Source organism: Salinigranum salinum, assembly GCF_009176545.1.
Lineage (GTDB): Archaea > Halobacteriota > Halobacteria > Halobacteriales > Haloferacaceae > Salinigranum > Salinigranum salinum.
The window spans coordinates 815,614-834,079 of the sequence record NZ_VTOJ01000002.1 but is presented as its reverse complement, the minus strand read 5'-3'; the positions used below and the strand labels follow the sequence as shown (position 1 = coordinate 834,079).

The 18,466-nt window shown below is 69.5% G+C and carries 17 protein-coding genes and 1 pseudogene; 9 read left to right on the top strand and 9 right to left on the bottom strand.

Annotated features, from left to right (window positions below; all coding sequences use genetic code 11):
- Positions 1-19 precede the first annotated feature (19 nt).
- Together FZP69_RS15670 and FZP69_RS15665 are read left to right on the top strand one after the other, a co-directional pair.
- Entirely contained in the window at positions 20-1,042 is a 1,023-nt protein-coding gene (locus FZP69_RS15670) for an ATP-binding protein (RefSeq protein WP_152042320.1), read from the top strand.
- 200 nt (positions 1,043-1,242) lie between these two features.
- Positions 1,243-2,022 carry a DNA-directed RNA polymerase subunit epsilon gene (locus FZP69_RS15665; RefSeq protein ID WP_152042319.1) on the top strand — a complete coding sequence of 260 codons (780 nt, stop codon included), beginning with the start codon at positions 1,243-1,245 and terminating at the stop codon, positions 2,020-2,022.
- A 273-nt stretch (positions 2,023-2,295) separates the two neighbouring features.
- On the opposite strand, the gene ppk2 is transcribed toward FZP69_RS15665, so the two are convergent.
- Complete coding sequence (gene ppk2 / locus FZP69_RS15660; RefSeq protein WP_152042318.1) at positions 2,296-3,129, bottom strand: polyphosphate kinase 2; 834 nt, start codon at positions 3,127-3,129, stop codon at positions 2,296-2,298.
- A 159-nt stretch (positions 3,130-3,288) separates the two neighbouring features.
- Between ppk2 and FZP69_RS15655 the strand changes: the two genes are divergently transcribed.
- The gene (locus tag FZP69_RS15655; RefSeq protein ID WP_152042317.1) at positions 3,289-5,604 is read left to right on the top strand and encodes a hypothetical protein; all 2,316 of its coding nucleotides are present in this window, start codon (positions 3,289-3,291) and stop codon (positions 5,602-5,604) included.
- 119 nt (positions 5,605-5,723) lie between these two features.
- On the opposite strand, the gene FZP69_RS15650 is transcribed toward FZP69_RS15655, so the two are convergent.
- A complete protein-coding gene (locus FZP69_RS15650; protein ID WP_152042316.1) occupies positions 5,724-6,002 on the bottom strand; it encodes a PadR family transcriptional regulator in 279 nt (92 codons plus the stop codon).
- Positions 6,003-6,249: 247 nt separating this feature from the next.
- On the opposite strand from FZP69_RS15650, the gene FZP69_RS15645 reads away from it, so the two are divergent.
- Positions 6,250-6,465 (top strand): hypothetical protein, encoded by a 216-nt coding sequence (locus tag FZP69_RS15645; protein WP_152042315.1) that lies wholly within the window; start codon positions 6,250-6,252, stop codon positions 6,463-6,465.
- Positions 6,466-6,500: 35 nt separating this feature from the next.
- On the opposite strand, the gene FZP69_RS15640 is transcribed toward FZP69_RS15645, so the two are convergent.
- The 3 genes from FZP69_RS15640 to FZP69_RS15630 all read right to left on the bottom strand — a co-directional run bounded on the left by FZP69_RS15640 (position 6,501) and on the right by FZP69_RS15630 (position 8,821).
- Complete coding sequence (locus tag FZP69_RS15640) at positions 6,501-7,067, bottom strand: SprT-like domain-containing protein (protein WP_204960042.1); 567 nt, start codon at positions 7,065-7,067, stop codon at positions 6,501-6,503.
- Positions 7,068-7,538: 471 nt separating this feature from the next.
- Complete coding sequence (locus FZP69_RS15635; RefSeq protein ID WP_192918608.1) at positions 7,539-8,342, bottom strand: alpha/beta hydrolase; 804 nt, start codon at positions 8,340-8,342, stop codon at positions 7,539-7,541.
- An 86-nt stretch (positions 8,343-8,428) separates the two neighbouring features.
- Positions 8,429-8,821, bottom strand: coding sequence for a DUF7475 family protein (locus FZP69_RS15630; protein WP_152042313.1), 393 nt, complete (start codon positions 8,819-8,821; stop codon positions 8,429-8,431).
- Positions 8,822-8,954: 133 nt separating this feature from the next.
- Between FZP69_RS15630 and FZP69_RS15625 the strand changes: the two genes are divergently transcribed.
- Positions 8,955-9,878 (top strand): NADP-dependent oxidoreductase, encoded by a 924-nt coding sequence (locus FZP69_RS15625; protein ID WP_152043410.1) that lies wholly within the window; start codon positions 8,955-8,957, stop codon positions 9,876-9,878.
- Between the two features lie 43 nt (positions 9,879-9,921).
- On the opposite strand, the gene FZP69_RS15620 is transcribed toward FZP69_RS15625, so the two are convergent.
- Complete coding sequence (locus FZP69_RS15620; RefSeq protein WP_152042312.1) at positions 9,922-10,647, bottom strand: helix-turn-helix domain-containing protein; 726 nt, start codon at positions 10,645-10,647, stop codon at positions 9,922-9,924.
- Between the two features lie 135 nt (positions 10,648-10,782).
- Between FZP69_RS15620 and FZP69_RS22670 the strand changes: the two genes are divergently transcribed.
- From FZP69_RS22670 to FZP69_RS15610, 3 genes are all read left to right on the top strand, one after another.
- The gene (locus FZP69_RS22670) at positions 10,783-10,926 is read left to right on the top strand and encodes a hypothetical protein (RefSeq protein ID WP_192918607.1); all 144 of its coding nucleotides are present in this window, start codon (positions 10,783-10,785) and stop codon (positions 10,924-10,926) included.
- An 84-nt stretch (positions 10,927-11,010) separates the two neighbouring features.
- Entirely contained in the window at positions 11,011-12,975 is a 1,965-nt protein-coding gene (locus FZP69_RS15615; protein ID WP_152042311.1) for an aldo/keto reductase, read from the top strand.
- Positions 12,972-13,916: a CDP-alcohol phosphatidyltransferase family protein gene (locus FZP69_RS15610; RefSeq protein ID WP_240137654.1), complete on the top strand. Its 945-nt coding sequence runs from the start codon at positions 12,972-12,974 to the stop codon at positions 13,914-13,916. Before FZP69_RS15615 ends, FZP69_RS15610 begins: the two co-directional genes overlap by 4 nt.
- 251 nt (positions 13,917-14,167) lie before the next feature.
- Here FZP69_RS15610 and FZP69_RS15605 read toward each other — a convergent pair whose 3' ends face one another.
- Positions 14,168-14,494 (bottom strand): hypothetical protein, encoded by a 327-nt coding sequence (locus FZP69_RS15605; RefSeq protein ID WP_152042310.1) that lies wholly within the window; start codon positions 14,492-14,494, stop codon positions 14,168-14,170.
- A 253-nt stretch (positions 14,495-14,747) separates the two neighbouring features.
- Entirely contained in the window at positions 14,748-17,480 is a 2,733-nt protein-coding gene (locus FZP69_RS15600) for a cation-translocating P-type ATPase (RefSeq protein WP_152042309.1), read from the bottom strand.
- A gap of 113 nt (positions 17,481-17,593) precedes the next feature.
- Between FZP69_RS15600 and FZP69_RS15595 the strand changes: the two are divergent.
- Positions 17,594-17,812: pseudogene (locus tag FZP69_RS15595) on the top strand (universal stress protein); the annotation flags it as partial.
- A gap of 68 nt (positions 17,813-17,880) precedes the next feature.
- Here FZP69_RS15595 and FZP69_RS15590 read toward each other — a convergent pair.
- The gene (locus tag FZP69_RS15590) at positions 17,881-18,456 is read right to left on the bottom strand and encodes a hypothetical protein (protein WP_204960041.1); all 576 of its coding nucleotides are present in this window, start codon (positions 18,454-18,456) and stop codon (positions 17,881-17,883) included.
- Positions 18,457-18,466 lie beyond the last annotated feature (10 nt).

The window sequence follows — 18,466 nt, the reverse complement described above, 5'->3', positions numbered from 1 at the left end:
TCGGGTAGTCGAACACCTTATGGCAGATCTCGATTCCGACATCTACGAGGCGGTGTTCTACTCGATCGAGAACCCGGCACTGGTTATCGATTTCGAGTTCGTCATCCGCGACGCCAACGCCGCCGCCGCGGAGTTCCTCCGCTACGAGAGTCGGGAGTCGCTCGTCGGGACCGCCGTGACGGAGATCCTCGTCGACGACTCGATCCTCGAGGACGTCGCCGAACAGGTGGTGTGCGACGAGCAGTGGGTCGGTGAGTGTGAACTCCTGACCGCCGACAACCGGGTGTTCTACGGGATGGGATCGGCCGTTCCGATCGAGATCGACGGAGGAGAGGCGGTGCTGGCGGGCGTCTTCACGGATCTCACCGAACGCCGCCGGCACACGCGCGCGCTCCGCATCCTCAACCGCGTTCTCAGACACAACATCCGCAACGACATCAACGTCGTCCTGGGCCACGTCGAACAGCTCGACGCCCTGGTGGACGATCCGACGGCGGGCGAGTCGGTCGCGAAGATCCGCGATCGGTTGAGTGACATCGTCGACAGCGCCGACACCGCCCGCGACCTCGAACACCTGTTGAACACCCAGGAGCGGGCGGTGGTCAGCACGCTCCCGCTCGCCGAGGCGGTCCGTCCAGTCGTCGACCGTGCCGACCGGGAGTTCCCCGACGCCCGCTTCGACTACGATCCACCGGCCGGGTCGCCCCACGTGGTCGCCAACGACACCGTCCGCCGGGTCCTGTGGGAGGTGCTCGAGAACGCGGTAGAACACAACACGACTCCCGACCCCGTCGTCGAGGTCTCGTTCGACATCCGGGACGACCAGGTCGTCGTGCGTGTCGCCGACAACGGTCCCGGCGTCTTCGAGAGCCGCCGGGAGATGATCTTCGGCCGTGAGGAGATCGACCAGGTCCACCACGGCAACGGCTTCAGCCTCTTCTTCGTCGACCAGGTCATGAAGACGTACGGCGGCGACGTCTGGGTCGAGTCGAACGACCCCCACGGCGCGGTGTTCAAACTGCAGTTCACGCGCGCGTGGTGAGGTGGTCGGCTCTCGGTGTGGGGACGCGTGCCCCGAACGCCCCCGCGGAGACGTCGCGAGTTCGTTTAAGTACTTCACGTCACAAGAGTAGTAGTAGAGGAAGAACAGCGAGTTGCGACGCTGACTCTTTTGTAATCCGCACCGGTCGTCTCGCGAGACGCCGCGACATTGATACCCACGGAGCACCGACGCTCAGGCGAATGTCCGACGACGGCCCCGCAGACGGAGTCGCCCACACGCCGGCCCACCGGGCCGGCGACGTGCCGACGTGGGACGACCCGGCGGGAGACGACCCGGAGCGGCGGATCTCCGCCGGTCCGGGCGACGGCTCGCTCCCGTGGACGGAGGCCGTCAAGGACGAACTCGTCCGCCGGTGGGACGTCGTGACGCCCGCCGCGACGCTCATCGGCCGGGCATCCGGCCCGGAAGACGACCTGAGCGACAGCGTCCGCCGTCTCCACGACGAACAGCACCCGGCGATGGCCGGTCACGGGGAACGGATGCACCGGCTCGACAAACTCCGCATCACCCACGCGCTCTGCTCGGCGCTCGACGTCACCGGGTGGGAGCGCGACCGGGCGCTCGGCACCATGGTCGACCTCGACCTGACCGCCTTCGGCCAGCAGCGCGGCGTCCCGAACGTCGCGCTCGTCGTGGTGGGACACGTCGTCGACGCGGCTCGCCGCCGGCGACTCGGCATCGACGACCCCGCGCGACTCGACGGGCTGACGGGCGACGAACTGGCGTCCCTGTACGACCTGTTCACGCCGCTGAAAGAGGACGACCGCTACCGTCGCCTGCTCGAACGCCACGGCCTTGACGTGACAGCAGTCAACCGTCTCACCCGGACCTTGCGAACACAGCTCGACGAGCAGGACCTCCACGACGCCGTCTTCGGTCACAACCCACACGTCGATCCGAACCTCCCGGTCCTCGCGGACGACCGCACAGCCGCGAGTGGCGACACCCCCTCAGAGTAGTCCCGGGTGTTCGCCGGGAATCCACCGGATGGGTCGTCGAGTGACTACTGGAGGGACCCGACGGGTGACGCCTCGTGACCGTGGCCGCGGCGTCGACAGCGTGGTGTCGCGTCGAGCGCCCGGCTGCTCTCACGCCCCGGCAGTCACTTGGGCGACGTTGCGACACCACGGGTCGAGACGTCCCCCTCCCGCAGATCGATCCCTCTCGACCGACGGGTTGCACCGACCTCACCGTTCCTTCGCGGTCGAAGCCGTCCCGGCCGACGGTCGAGCTTACCCCGTGTCGACGGGGTTCGATCCGTAGACGGCGGGGATCCACTTCTGTGAGTCGATGGGCGGCCGTTCGTAGTCGCCGCGTTCCTCGCGTGGCGGGAGCTCGACGGGGTCGAGCGTGACGTCTTCGTAGTCGATCTGGTTCAGCAGGTGGGTGATGCAGTTGAGCCGCGCGTGTTTCTTCACGTCGGCGTGGACCACGTACCACGGCGCTTCCTCGGTGTCCGTGTGCTCGAACATGTCGTCTTTCGCCTTCGAGTACTCGACCCACCGGGCGCGAGCCTCGAGGTCCATCGGGCTGAGCTTCCACCGCTTCTTCTTGTCCTGGTTCCGCTTGCGGAAGCGTCGCTCCTGCTCCTCGTCGCTGATCGAGAACCAGTACTTGATGAGGATCATCCCCGAGTTGACGAGCATCCGCTCGAACTCCGGACACTGTCTCATGAAGCGTTCGTACTGCTCGTCGGTACAGAACCCCATGACCCGCTCGACGCCGGCGCGGTTGTACCAGCTCCGGTCGAACAGCACCATCTCCCCCTCCGTCGGGAGCCGCTCGACGTAGCGCTGGAAGTACCACTGCCCCTTCTCGCGCTCCGTGGGTGTGCCCAGCGCCTCGACCCTGACCACGCGCGGGTTGAGCCGACGCATGATCCGCTTGATGACGCCACCCTTCCCCGCGGCGTCGCGCCCCTCGAAGACGACGCACACCTTCAGGCCCTCCTCCTCGATCCACCGCTGGAGTTTGACCAGCTCCTCCTGTAGCCGGTCGAGTTCGCGCTCGTAGTCCTTGTTCTTGATCTTCCCGCTCTTCTTGTACCGCACATCGGATGGTTCCATGTGTCTATAGTCAACACAATACGGGGGGCGGGTTCTTAACTACTCGTCGTCACGTCGGACGTGGTCAGTATCTATTCGAGACGTATCTGGTATCGAAACCACCACGAAAGCGGCGTCGTGGGGGGACACGTTCATCTCTATCCGACTGGTACACTACTGATGCTTCGCCGGTCGCTCTCCCGTCTCGCCGACTCGCTCGGCACCCCGCTTCGGCTGTCGCAGGCGCCGGAGTTCTTCGGACCAACGGACATCAACGCCCAGTCGGGCAACCAGCGGCTCTCGGTCGCGTTCAACCGCGAGGGGACCGTCACGGTGCTGCGGTGGCCGCGACCGTCGTACTACAACCACGTCGCCCACCACACGACCGATCGGGACGAGCCACACTACGGAGCACGACCGAACGAGGGGACGTTCCTCGGTCTCTCCGTGACCTGTGAGTCCGAAGACGTGGACGGGAAGGGAGATCGATCGAGAGACGCGGATGGTGAGACGCCAGGAGACGGGCACACCCCGGAGACGACGTGGTTCCGTGACTGGGACGCGACGCAGCGGTACGACGACGACCGTTCGGACGCGGTCGTCACGTCGTATCACCACGAGGGGTACGGTCTCGACGCGACCGTCCTCGACGTGGTCGCGGCCGACACCGACGTGCTCGTGCGCGAGGTGACCGTCTGGCGGCGCGCCGACTCGCGGGTGCGCGAGGCGTCGCTCCTCGCCTACGCCAACTTCGACCTCACCGTCTCCAAGCGGCCCTGGAGCCCGGTTCAGGACCTCACGCGACGCTGGGGCGAGACGAGTCTGGCGCGGTACCATCCCGACGTGTCGGCGGTGCTGTTCTCGAAGTCCGGCGTCGACGAGTCCACGGCCGAACCCGAGCGGGTCGCGTGTGCGCTCGGCTTCGGCGGCCCCTGCGACGACGTCCACGTCGGCTGCGACGCCCAAGCCCCCACGGCCGGCACCGAACCGCGCGACGCCTACGACGCGGCCACGGCCGGCCACTTCCCCGGCAATCGCTCACACCGCGGGTCGACCACGGCCGTCCTCGTCCGCCGACTCGCCTTCGAACCGGTGGCGACCGGGCGAGCGCGCGGCAGTGACGACAGTGCCGTCGACGGCGCCGGCGGCGCTGTCGATGCCGACGGAATCGCGACCGCCACGACCACCGTTCTGTGCGCTGCGGCACCGACCGTGCGCGAGGCTCGCCGACTCCTGACCGAGGCGCGGGAGTGGGACCCGGGCGTCGTCTGCGCCCGGAAACGCGACTGGTTCGACTCGCTCTTGGAGGAGGCACCGATGCCGGCGACCGCCGACCCGGTCGTCCTCCGGGTGGCCCGTCGCGCGCTGGTGACGCTCGTGACGAACTACGATCCCACGTCCGGAGCGATCGTCGCGTCGATCGCCACGCAGAGCCCCTACGCCCAGGACTGGCCACGTGACGGGGCGTTCTGCAACCACGTCCTCGACCGGATCGGCCGGAGCGACTGGGCCCGCAAACGCAACCGGTGGTACGCCTCCCTGCAGGAGCGCTCCGGGAGACGGTTCCTGGGACACGCGGTCGTCCCCGCGGGCAACTGGTCGATGAACTACTACGGCGACGGCATCGAGGGCGGGCCGATCCCGTGGGAGATCGATCAGACGGCGTTCGCCGTCTGGACGCTCTGGGACCACTACCGATCCGCCGGGGGGACCGACTACCTCCGCGAGGTGTATCCCGCCATTCGCCGTGCCGCTGACTTCCTCGTGGGGTTCCGGGACCCGGCGACTGGGCTGCACAGGGCAGCTCACGAGGACGACAACGTCGTCCACTCGCGCACGATCGTCGGAGCCAGCACGGTGTGGCTGGCACTCGACTCCGCGGTCCGTGCGGCGACGGTCCTCGACGAGGAGGCCGACCTGATCCGGTTCCGCCGCCGCCGTGACGAACTCGCCGCGGCCATCGATCACCATCTCTGGTGTCCGACCGAGGGTGCGTACAGCCGGGGGCGGTCGCTCCTCCACCGCCTGCTCGAGCATCCACGCGTGCCCGACGTCGTGCAGGCCCTGCCGATCCTTCCAGGGACGCGCGGCGTCTCGACGCTGGTGTGGCCCGCGTCGTTCGCCGACGTCGACACGCCGCGGATGCGCCGCCACCTCGACCACGTCTGGGCGTCTGTCGCCCCTTCGTTCGCGGAGCCGGGGGCCGACCGGCGATCGTTCGGGATGTACGAGACGAAGGCACTGATCGCGCTGGCCCGCGCCTGGCACGACCGTCCCGACCTGCTCGCGAAGGTCCGCACGGGCGTCCGCTGGGTCGCACACGAACACGCGACGCACGACACCCACGTTCTCGGCGAAGCGTGGATCCGCCGCGGGGAGCAGATCGAATCCGCCGTCTCTCAGCCGCACACGTTCACCGGCCTCCTCTTCTACTACGCGACGCTCGAAGCGTTCCCGCCCGACGGGTGGCGTGACGCGAGCGGCGCGGCGGTGTGACCAGCGACCGGTCGACGGACGCGCAGCTGGCCGACGACGCTCGACCGACCCTCACCCGGGTGGCTGAGAGACGGGATGGTGGTCGGTCGAGCGGTCTCCCTCTTCCCGTGCGCGTCAGCTCACGAGAGGAATTCGACGCGCTCGTTCTCCCACTCGCGGCGCTCGTGGAGCAGCTGTCGTCCCTCCTCCGTGATCTCGTAGTAGTTCGTGCGCCGGTCGAGCTGGCCTTTCTCCACGTAGTCGTGTTCGACGAGCGTGTCCAGGTTCGGGTAGAGGCGGCCGTGTCTGACTTCCTCCACGTCCCGCTCGAGGATCTCCTTTATCTCCTGTCCCGACGGTTTCGTCTGTGACGAGATCGCGTACAGGAGGTCCCGCTGGAACCCCGTTAGATTAAACATATGTCAAATTTAGTTACACGCGGCCCTTCTTAAGTGTAGGGGGAAGCTGGTCGTCGTCGATTGCCTCCATGACGCCCCCCCGGTGCTCGTCTGACGACGACGTGATCGAACCGTGACGTATTCGTCCTGCGACACTCACCCGGCGATCCCGTCGATCGGGTGTTCACTGGTGGAGAACCTACACGGTCGTCTCGCCGCCCGAAACCAATCAGGTTTTCATCGTCGCCGAGAGACGTTGTTGACTGCGATGAGCGACGATACAGCGGCGTCGACGGTTCCGGTTGTGTGCCCCGCGTGCGAAACGACGACCCGCGTCCCCCTCTCGGAGGTGGCCGACACGGTCGCCCGCCACAACGACGGCCAGCACGACGGGAGAGACGTCGCGCACGTCGATCCCGCCATCGTCGACCGCATCGCCGATCTGGCCGCCGCCGACCTGGGACTGACCGACGACTCCGAGTAGGGCCGGCCGGTCCGGCGGCGTCACGGGACGCGCGTTCACCACCGATCGCCGATGCGCGCTCGTGCTCGTTCGTACCCCCGGTGCGTCGTCCACGTCGTTCCCGTCTCGACGTGCTCGACGACGTACCGAGCGCCACACGCCCCGCACCGTCGACGGCCGGGACGGGTCACGACCACCGACGCGCGGTGACGACCGAGCGTCCACGAACAGGCCTCGCACGTGCACGCGAGTCGGAGTCGGGGCGTGGCGAACGTGGGGCACCGAAGCGGTGCATCCAGTTCGTCCGCGAACGTCCGGAACCGATCGCCGTGGTTCGACTCGCCGAACCGCTGGTACTCCCACGCGTGGATCACCTCGTGACGGACCACGCCGCTGAACGACGCCCAGCCGTACGCGCGGTACGCCGCCCACGTCAGCCGAATCGTGACGCGATCCGTGTCACGGTCGTACAGACACACACCTGCCCGGCGCTTCGCCCGCTCGGAGAGCTCCCAGTCGATGCGGGCGTGGTCGACGTCGAGCGGCACTGACTCGGCGTACGACGCCGACCGGTCGAGCAGTTCGGTCCGGGTCTCCGGCGGCAGGGGCGTCGCGTCGTCCATCGATCGACTCTCACTGCGACGGCCGCCGACATCAACGTCACTGTCGAGTCCGGATCGTCCGCGTGACCGCTCGTCCTGCGGGTGACCCTTCGACGAGAACCGTGACTCGCCTTTGCCCCCGGCGTACGGCCGTCACGCGCGAGAACGCGCGTGCGACCGGGGACACGGAGAACCGGGGGGCGAGCGAGACGGGCAGCAGAGAACCGAAAGGGGATGCCGGGACGCTCCGCCGGGTGTGGGGATCCACTGCGACCTGGCGGGACTGCAGGCGCAGCGGGGGTCGTCACCGAACGGCAGCCACCGACCGGGTGACACCCACTCTGTCGACCGCACGAGTCCCGAGCTCGGGAGAGTCAAGGGGATCTGTGATCTCTCCCACCTTGACGAACCGTCCGTACCGACTTATCTAATCGGGAATTAAAGCCGCTGAACGGGTGAATAAACGAGCGCACGGACGTGGGTCGTTCCCGGTTAGGACGTCGCTATCGCGTCGAGCCAGTCGGCGAGCACGGCCGTGACGCGCTCCCATCCCGTGTCGAGCATCACGGCGTGAGCGACGCGCGGGACGAAGGTGGCGTCCGTGTCGAACGCCCGGGCGGTCGCCTCGACCGCCCACGTTGGGACGACCGCGTCGTCCCCGGCACCGAGCACCAGCGTCGGCACGTCGTCCGGGAGCCGGCCCCGCACCACCGGACCGGAGAGCTCCGCGAGCACGCGCGGGGACTCCGGCTGGATCCGCCGCGCGTAGGCGCCGACCCGCGCGTCCGGAAGGTCCGACGAGAACAGCGCGCGGCGCATCACACGCGGCGACGTCAGCTCCGGCCCGAGCGTCTGGAGCACGCCGAACTGCACCCACGTCGTTGGGGAGCGCAGAGCGAACTCCAGCGTGAGCCCGGCCATCCCCTGTGGCGGGATCGCCGCGAGCAGCGCCGCGGCCGGCGCGCCGTAGCGCTTGAGGTAGCGCTGGACGACCACGCCGCCCATCGAGTGACCGACGAGTATCGGCGTCGAATCGAGGCGATCGACGGTCCGGCGGACGTCCGCCACGTAGTCGTCGATTCGCGCACGCGCGAGGCTGCCGCCGCTCTCGCCGTGTCCACGGAGGCTCACCGCGTGGGCGGTGTAGCCACGGTCGGCGAAGAAGGGGAGGACGTGTTCGGCCCAGCACCACGCCCCGACGTACGCGCCGTGGACGAACAGGACCGACGCGGTCGGGTCGCAGGCTGGCGATTCGGTCAGGAGCTCCAGATCGGGCTCGGTGGAGAGACCTACCACGCCCACTCTCGGGAGCCGACGGTAATGAACGCCGCTACTCTCCTCGTGTCGGACGGCCGTCGACGTAGGGTCGTCACCCCGACCGCTCACCCGCCGCGTCGGTAGAGGACGACGAGGACGGCCACGAACAGCACCTGTGCGATCTTGTCGATCGCGCCGATCGCGCCGACGTCGCCGGCGTTGATGCTGTCGGCGTTGAACACGTACCACAGGACGACCTGTCCGAGCGTGAAGGGGATGCCGAGCAGGTAGAACTGCCGGCGGCGGTAGTCGAGGACGATCACCGCGATTCCGGCGAGGAACCCGACGCCGGCGACGAGGAACGGCACACCCAGCCCGCCAGAGATGAACCGCACCCCGAGGAAGAGGTGTATCACGCCCGTGATCGCTGCCAGCCCGATACCGATCCAGTGCAGCGACCCCAGCGAATCGAGCGCCAGTGAGAATCCACCTTCCTGCGTCGCACTCGCTTGTGCCATGTTCACACGAACGGGCGCGACGGACTTGAGTGTATGCCAGCGTCGTGGGTCGACACGCGTCGGGGCGGGACTCGGCTCCTCTCGTGTGACCACGACCACTCAAGAGGATCGGCGTGGAACGAGCGTGACATCGATGGAGGCCGTCAGGGTACACCGGTTCGGCGGAGTCGAGTCGCTGCGGGTCGAGTCGCTCTCCGCCCCGGCACCGTCGGCCACCGAGGTACTCGTCCGGGTCCGCGGGGCGGGCGTGAACCCGTACGACTGGATGACCAGAGAGGGGAGTGGCGCCGACGTCTCCCTCCCGTGGATCCCGGGGTGGGACCTCTCGGGCACCGTCGACGTGGTCGGAAGCGACGTACGGGCGTTCGACGTCGGTGCCGAGGTCTTCGCCATGCTCGCCGACCAGCGCGGGACATACGCGGAGTACGTCGCCGTGCCGGCCGCGAACCTGGTCCCGAAACCCGAGGCGACGACGCACGTCGAGGCGGCGGGCGTCCCGATGGTCGCACTGACCGCGTGGCAGGCACTCTTCGATGCGGGACGACTGCGACCGAACCAGCGGGTCCTGATCCACGCCGCTGCCGGTGGTGTCGGCCACGTGGCGGTCCAGTTAGCGAACTGGGTCGGTGCGGAGACGGTCGGGACCGCGTCCGGTGCGAACCGCGCGTACCTCGACACGCTCGGGCTCGACGAGTTCGTGAACTACCGGGAACAGCGGTTCGAGGAGGTCGTCGATCCCGTCGACCTCGTCGTCGACGCGGTCGGTGGGGAGACGTTCGTGCGGTCGCTCGACGTCCTCGCTCCGGACGGACACGTCGTCACCCTCCCCCGTCCGCTCACCGACGCCGAATCCGAACTGCTCACGGAGCGCGGCGTGAGCGGGTCGTATCCCGTGGTTCAGTGGCGACCCGAACAGCTCCGTTCGGTCGTGGGACTCCTCGACGACGGACGACTCGACGTCCGGGTCGACTCTGTGTTCCCCCTGGACGACGTCGTCTCGGCGCACGAACGAAGCGAATCCGGCCACGCCCGGGGGAAGGTGATCCTCGAACCGTGAGGCTCGGCCCGGGCCGGACGGAGCGGACCTCTCACTGCCCCGGTCACGACGCGTCCACAGAGAGGTCCAGCAGTTTCTCCTCGGCCCTGTGCAGGTGTTCGTGGAACGTCGACGTGGTGATCCCGAGTTCGGCCGCGGGTTCGCTCGCCGTCGCGGCCTTCGGCCGTCGGTAGTAGCCGCGTCTGCGACTCAACTGGAACACCTCGCGCTGTCGATGCGACAGCCGGTCGATCGGGAGCGGATCCGTCGGGTTCGCTCGCGCCGCGGGCGTGATCGACTCGACGTCGATCTCCGCCTCCTCCGTCGTCCTGATCTCGTCGAGTCGTCGCTGCACGTCGTCGCGGCCGGCGGTGACGAACAGCTCCCACCGTTCGCGACCGCCGTAGGTGTCACACGGCGCGGCGTACGTGAACCCGCGTGAGGTGAACGCGTCGCTGATCTGGGTCGTCGCGTCGTGTTCCACCAGGTGCTCCCGAGACGCGTTCCCGGGCGTGGGCGCGCCGGGTCGACGGTAGCCGTCGACCATCGGCGACGCCCCGTACACGTCCGGATGCTCGCGGATCTGCGCGAGCCCCTCCTCGACGGTCGCCCGGTCGTCGCCGTAGAGCGTGTGCCGGGTCGTCGCTCGCCCGTCGTCGCGGGGGTAGATCCCGTAGCCGAGGAGACCGACCGAAACCCGTTCGGAGACGTCGATCACCCAGCATCCGGGGTGCCAGAGCGTCAGCGAGAGGAACTGCGCCGACGCCGGTGCAGTGTCGGTCCGATCCATCGCGTCCCCCCACGACGGAACGACGCATAACCGTTCGGCTCGTCCGGGTCGTCCCCTGGCGCACCGTTCCCGGCGACTGGCCCTGCTATCGCAGGTGGTGTCGTTACCTCCACTGCTCGCGTACCGAGTGCTGTGATGTGCCTCGACAGCGACCCGGAGTACCGGATCGGCGGCGACGGCGACTGCGTCCACGAACGGCGATCGTACCTCGGACAGATGGGCCCGACGGCGATGTTCGCGTGTGAGGTGTGCGGGGGCGTGCTCACCGTGTCGTGCTGAACGGACTCCGCGTGTGTCGACTCCTCCGAACTCTCGTTCCCGCCGACCGCCAGGGTATTTGTGGCTCACTCCCCAGGCGTAACCGTGAACTGTGCGTTCGTCGGTGCGGGGGCCGTCGCCGCGAAGTACGCCGCCGGATTGGCGGAGTCGTCGCTCCGGCTGACGGCTGTCTGCGACCGCGACGCCGACCGGGCACGCGCGCTCGCGGCCGACCACGCGGCCGCCGTCTACACCGACCTCGACGCGCTCCTCGCCGACGAACGGGCCCCGCTCGTCGTGAACCTCACCAGCCACGCGGCCCACGCGCCGGTGACCGAGCGCTGTCTCGCCGCCGACCGCCACGTCTTCTCCGAGAAGCCGCTCGCGCTCGACCCCGACACGGCCGCCGGCCTGGTCGACCTCGCGGCCGACCGGGACCTCGCCCTCGGCTGTGCCCCGATCAACCACTCGTGTGACGCACAGCTCCACGCCCGGACGCTCCTGGCCGACGGCCGACTCGGTCGCGTCCGGCTGGCGTACGCGACCGCCCACGTCGGCCGGGTGACAGAGTGGCACGACCGACCCGACTCGTTTCTCGCCGTCGGCCCTCTGTACGACGGTGCCGTCTACCCCCTGTCGCTCTTGATCGCGTGGTTCGGCCCCGTCGAGCGGGTGCGTCGGGCGGACGCGATCGACGTCTGGCCCCCGGACCAGCGAGGTCCGGACCGACCGGCGCACGTCGAGACCACACTCGCGTTCGCCGCGGGGCCGACCGTCTCGCTCCGCGCCAGTTTCTACGTCGACCACCGGAGCCGCGAGTTCTACGGACTGGAACTCCACGGCGACGACGGCACCCTCTACCTCGCCGACACGGGGGCGCTGGCCGCCGACCGCGACGCGGTCACCGTCCGCGGCGGCGACCGCGACCCCACGGTCGCCCCGCACCCGCAGCCCCGGCGCGAACGCCCGCACCTCGCAGGACCGGAACGGCTCGCCCGCGCCGTCGAACGCGGCTCCCGTCCACGCGTCGACGCCCGCCGTTCGGCCCACGTCGTCGCCGTCTGTGCGGCCATCGAGACGGCCGCGACCTCCGGCGGCCCGATTGCGGTCGACGACCACGGCGTGCCCACGCCCCGACTCGACGGCCCCCCCGTACGACCGCCCGTCACGCGAGGCCCGGCCCGGTCGGCGCTCCGGCTCCCCCCGGTCGGGTTCGGCTGTTCGCGCTACCGCGGCGGCGACTACGTCGACCGGATCGACTCGGTCGCGACCGCGCTGGACGCCGGCTACCGCCTCTTCGACTCGGCCGAACTGTACGGCAACGAGTCGCGCATCGGCGACCTGCTGGCCGCACCGGGGAGCCCCGACCGCGAGTCGCTGTTCATCGTCGGGAAACCGTGGAACACGAACCACGGCCCGGGCCACCTCGCGGCCGCCTGTGAGGGGTCGCTCGACGAACTCGGGATCGACGCGTTCGACTGTTACGCGCTCCACTGGCCCGACGCCTGGGAACACCGGGGCCCGCTCCGTGACCTCGCGTCGCTCCCCGTCGCCGAACAGGAGCGGCTCACCTTCCCGACCGACGACGACGGTGAACCGCGCCGTGCGGGACACGCGCTCTCGGACACGTGGCCTCGGCTCGAACGGCTCCACGACCGCGGCCTGACGCGGACGCTCGGGATCTGTAACGTGACGCTCCCCCGACTCGTGCGGCTGGTCGACGCCGCCGACGTCCCGCCCGCCGTCGTGCAGGTCGAGCGACACCCCTACCGACCACGGGCCGATCTCGTCGCGTGGTGTCACGACCGCGGCATCCGCGTCGTGGCCCACTCGCCGCTCTCGGCACCGGGCCTGCTGGCGGACGACACCGTGGCGGCGGTCGCCGACGCCGCCGGGGTGACGCCGGCGCAGGCCGTCCTCGCGTGGAACGTCCAGCGGGGGGTCGTCCCGATCCCGTCGAGCACCGACCCCGATCACGTCGTGGCGAATCTCGCGGCGGCACGGGTACGGCTCTCAGACGCACAGCTCCGACGGCTCGACGCCCTCGCGGACCCCGACTTCGAACGATGACTCCACAGCGTCGCCCGACGTCGTCGACGTCGGAGGAGGGGTCGAACGCGACGGACGCGTCGAACGCGACCGGGACGACGGCGGCCGAGGCGGTCGAGCGAACGGATTCGAGCGGTGCGGACGATGCGAGGGGCTCGAGGCGACCCACCGCCGTCCCCCGCACCCTCCGGCGGCGGTGGTGGCTGACGGCCGGTGCCGTCGTCGTCGCCGCCCTCGCAACCGCCGTCGTCGTCTCGCGGGCGTTCGGGCTCCGGGCGGGTGGTCTCTGGCTGCTGGCGTCGGCCCCCGCCTTCGGCTACCTGCTGTGGTTCCTGTCCCGCGCTCTCCCCTGGAACCACTCGCCTGCGGCCACCGATCCACCCCCGGTCGCGCCGACGCTCGGCCTCGCCAACGGCGTGACGCTCGGTCGTGGCTGGCTGTACGCCGCCGTCGCTGGCTTCCTCCTCGTCGTCCCGCCGACCGGCAGCGTCTGGCGGTGGATCCCGGTCCTGTGTTACGGCGGCGGGGCCGCCCTCGACTGGGTCGACGGCGCGCTCGCGCGGTCGGTCGGGCGGCGGTCGGTCCTCGGCGAGAAGCTCGACATGGCGTTCGACACGGTCGGCTTCCTCGTCGCCCCGCTCGTCGGCGTCGTCTGGGGTCGCCTGCCCCTCTGGTATCTCTCCATCTCGGTCGCCCGCTACCTGTTCAAGGCCGGTCGCGGCTGGCGTCGCAGACGGGGCCGACCCGTCTACGACCTGCCCCCGAGCCGGGTGCGACGTCCGCTCGCCGGCCTCCAGATGGCGTTCATCACGTGGGCGCTCCTCCCGGTCGTCCCCGTCGGCGTCGTCGAGATCGCCGCGGCCGCCGTCGTCACCCCGTCGCTGGTCGTCTTCGCCCGCGACTACCTGGTCGTGACGGGTCGACTCCACGCGCCGTCGGAGGCGGCTTCCGCGGTCGAATAGTCAGGAACGCCGCCCGAGCGGTGAGCGACAGGCACGCTCGACCGTTTCCAAAGGATCCCTGGGCGTATCGTCGAATTTTTTGGCCGGTGATCGTCCGCTCGAACGGGTATGGTCACTGAACAGTGGCAGTCCGGTTCGGTGATCGTCGCGTTCGCGTCGGACCCGTTGCGATGGCTGACCTGACGCGATCCAGTGCGGCGCCTCGCTCGAACGCCGCCGCACCCACTGGTCGCCGCCGTCGTCCGTCGCTCTCACTGCGGCGTCGTCCCGCCTGGGGGCTGTCGACGGTGCCGACGAGAGACGGCCACCGCCGTGAGCGTGGCCGCCGCGAGCATCGTCCGTAGCCGCCGCGCGGCCTCCCGCGACACCGATCCGGTGTCGGCCCGTTCCGCTCGAGCCGTGAGTCCGACGAAGGTGAACGCCACGGCCACGACGCCGAGGGCGACTCCGATGGGGAGGCCCAGCAGGAGTGCCGGCCAGACGTACGGGGTGAGCGCCTCCGTGACGCCGATGGTGACCACGAGGACGGCAATCGTGTCGACGAGCAGGCTCAGACCCGCCTTCGTGACTGTGTGCATGCTACTCTCTCGAGCGCCCCCGAGTGCAAACCGTGTACCTGATCTCCCGACGGTGAGCACGCTGACGAGGTACGACCGGAGAGACGACGCGACGGACTCGACCGAGCCGGCACCGACGACTAGCCCCCTACGTTCCCCGGCGATCTCCCGTGGTCGGCGTCGGGGAAGCGGTCGACGTCGCGGGTGGTGTCGGCCGATCGGGTGGGCAGATCAGTGGCCGAGGCGTCGGACTCCAGGCTACTCCCTCCGCGGTTCATCCCTCGAACAGGCGGTCGTAGAGGCGGGAGACGACGGCGTTGATCGCGAGCACCACGACGACCGCGAGGCCGATCCGTTCCCACCCCGGGACGCCGAGACCGAAGACGTCGAAGAGGCCGGCCAGCGGCGTGTAGAGGACGGCCAGCTGGAGCCCGAGCGACGCGACGACGGCGGCGACGAGCCACGGGTTCGACAGCAACCGCGCTCCGAACCGCCGCCGGATGACCTGGATGATTCCCATCTCCGCGACGACGAAGAAGGTAAAGAGGAGCGTCTGCGCACGGACCAGCGACTCGAAGGCCCGGAGCGACTCGAAGAAGAGCGCGAGGCCCGCGACCGTCACCGTCACGCCGATGGTGAGCACGGAGAGCGCGACTCGGCGGTCGATGACGCTCTCGTCGGCGTCGCGCGGCTCGCGGTCGAGCACGTCGTCGGCCTTCGGATCGACGCCGAGCGCCAGCGCGGGCAGGCCATCGGTGACGAGGTTGATCCACAGGAGCATGACGGGTGTGAGGATGAGCGCCTCGGACTGCGCGGCGAACAGCTCCGGAAAGAGCGCGCTCCCGATCAGCACGCCCACGAACACCGTCAGCACCTCGCCGGCGTTCGCCGACAGGAGGAGGTTGACGAACTTCTGGATGTTGTCGAAGATGCCCCGTCCCTCCGCGACGGCGTCGCGGATGGTGGCGAAGTTGTCGTCCCGCAACACCATGTCCGAGGCCTCCTTGGTGACGTCCGTCCCGCGCTGGCCCATCGCGATGCCGACGTCGGCGTTTCGCACGCCGGGCGCGTCGTTGACGCCGTCGCCGGTCATCGCGACCGTGTGGCCGTTCGCCTGCAGCGCCTGCAGGACCCGGACCTTGTGTTCGGGCGTGACCCGGGCGAACACCTCGACCTCGCGGACGACGTCTCGGAGTTCTTCGTCCGAGAGGTCCGCCACCTGGCTCCCCGTCATCGCCCCCTCCGGGTCGAAGCCGATCTCCGCGCCGATCGCCTTGGCCGTCTCGAGGTTGTCGCCCGTCGCCATCACGACGCGGATGCCCGCGCGCCGGCAGTCGGCGACGGCGTCCGGCACCTCCGGGCGCGGGGGGTCGATCATCCCCTGCAGGCCGAGGAACGTCAGCCCCGTCTCGAGCGTCTCCTCGTCCGCGTCGGGGTCGACGCCCTGTCGGGAGGCGAACCCCAGCACGCGGAGGGCGTCGCCCGCGAACGCCTCGGTCCGTTCGCGGATCTCCGCGCGGCGCTCGTCGGTCAGCTCCTCCGTCTCGCCGTCGACGAGCACCGTCTCACAGCGATCGAGGACGACCTCGGGCGCACCCTTCACGTAGGCCGTCGGCTCGCCTTCCTCCTCGGCGACGACCGTCATCCGCTGCCGGTCCGACGAGAACGGGATCTCCGCGAGGCGCTCGCCGGTGGCGTCGATCCCGGCCTTCGCGGCCGAGACGACGAGTGCGATCTCCGTGGGATCGCCGAAGTACTCCCGGTCTTCGGACGCCGGTGCTCTCTCTGCGTTGTTACAGATCACGCCACACCGGAGGAGCGGCTCGACCACGTCGGGAGCGACCGTCTCGTCGCCCCGCCTGAACTCACCCTCCGTCTCCAGCCCGGAACCGGTCACCTCGTACGTCTCCCCTCCGAACAGCAGCCGGGTGACGGTCATCTGGCTCTCGGTGAGCGTCCCCGTCTTGTCCGTCAGGATGACGTCGACCGAGCCGAGGCTCTCGACGACCGGCAGCCGCCGAACCAGGGCGTTTCGCTCGACCATGCGCTGTGAGCCGAGCGCGAGCGTCAGCGTCACGACGGCGGGCAGCCCCTCGGGGACGGCCGCGACCGCGAGCGTGATCGCGGTCAACAGCACCGAGATGGGACCAGCCTGCGTGAACAGCAGCTGGACGACGACGACCATGACGATCAGCCCCACGACCCCGTAGCCGATCCGGCGGCCGAGTTCGTCGACCTCCCGCTGGAACGGCGTCTCGTCCCGCTCGGCAGCCTGTATCCCTGCGGCGATGTTTCCGACCTGCGTGTTCATCCCCGTCTCGACGACGACGGCCCGGCCGCGTCCCCGGACAGCGCTCGTGTTCATGTACACCATGTTGGCCCGCTCGGCGAGGGGTGTCCCCGGATCGAGCGGGTCGGTCGTCTTCGTCACCGACGCGCTCTCGCCGGTCAGCGGCGCCTCCATCGTCTCGAGGTTGGTCGCCTCGATCAGTCGGGCGTCCGCCGGCATCGCGTCGCCCTGTTCGAGGACGACGACGTCGCCCGGGACGACCTCGCTGGCGTCGACGGTCGTCTTCTCGCCGTCGCGCACGACCGTCGCGTCGGGAGTCGAGAGCTCGCGCAACCGCTCCATCGACCGCTCCGCGCGGTAGTCCTGCACGAAGCCGAAGACGCCGTTGCCGAGGAGGATGAGGAGGATCAGCCCCGCGTCGACGTAGTTGGGCTCCTCGCCGGGAAGCAGCCCCACGGCCAGCGAGAGGCCGGCGGCGAGGACGAGCAGGTAGATCAGCACGTCCTGGAACTGCGAGACGAAGATAGCCAGCGGCGAGACCGACGAGTCGTCGCGGATCTCGTTCGGGCCGTACTCGTCGAGCCGACGCGTCGCCTCGTCGCCCGAGAGCCCGGACTCGCCGGTCGACAGTTCGTGGTACAGCTCGTCGACCGCGAGCGCGTGCCAGTCGATCCGCTCCGACCGGTGCTGGTCGCGCTCGCTGGCGGCCTCGCTCATCGCCGGCGTCCCGGCGTGGACCGCACAGTTCGACGACGGTTCGAGACACGACCGATCGGGGACGAACCGAACATGGCCACTGTCATCGGCCCTGTCACGGGCGCACGATTTAGGTGCTCCGGCGCACCCGAACGTCGTCCCCCCTCCTGCTGGACGTCACGGCGACGGGCGGGACGGTCGCCGAGGGGAGGCCCCACGAGCGACTCGTCGAGATCGCGGCGGACCGCGGCTGCGACCTCGTCGTGATGGGGACCCACGGCCGTGCTGACCACCAGTCTTCCGTCCTCAACAGTATCACCGCGTGCGTGATCGGGACGTCGCCGGTCGAAGTGCTCGTAGTTCCGACCAGCGCGGGCGCGACGAGGGCGGCCGCAGCGAGTCGTCGCCGGCTGCGGAGTGGTCAGTCCTCGGCGGTGAGGTTCCCGAGGAGGCGGTCTCCGAGTGCACAGACGAGCGCCGCCCCGAGAAGGTCGAAGCCGAGGTCCAGAAGGGTGTCGACCCGGCCGTACGAGACCAGCACCGGCTCGAGACCGACGCGACGCGAGAGACCGTGCGTGACGCCCTCGAAGATCTCCCAGAGCACACCCCCGGCGACGACGCCGACGAGCACGTCCGGCAGGGGGTCGCGACCGCGGCGGCGGGCGAACACGTAGCAGACGCTCCCGAACACCGTCGCCGAGTGGAGGTGGGTCAGGTGATCCCACCACCACACCTCGTCGTACGGACCGAGCATACCGACGGCGTGCGTGAGCATCGCCGTCTCCACGTAGAGTCGCTGCCACGGGTGGAGAGAGCGGTCGTAGTGTCGCTCCACGACGCGCGGGAGGAACGTTCCACAGAGGCAGACCACGGCGTTGACGGCCGCACCTGGGTCCCGTCGACGGACCCCCAGTACGAAGACGGCGACGATCGCCGCGCGGATCCCGCTTTCGCCCGCCCGTGTGATCGACTCCGGTGACGCTGGTGTCGCGGGCACTGTCGACCCG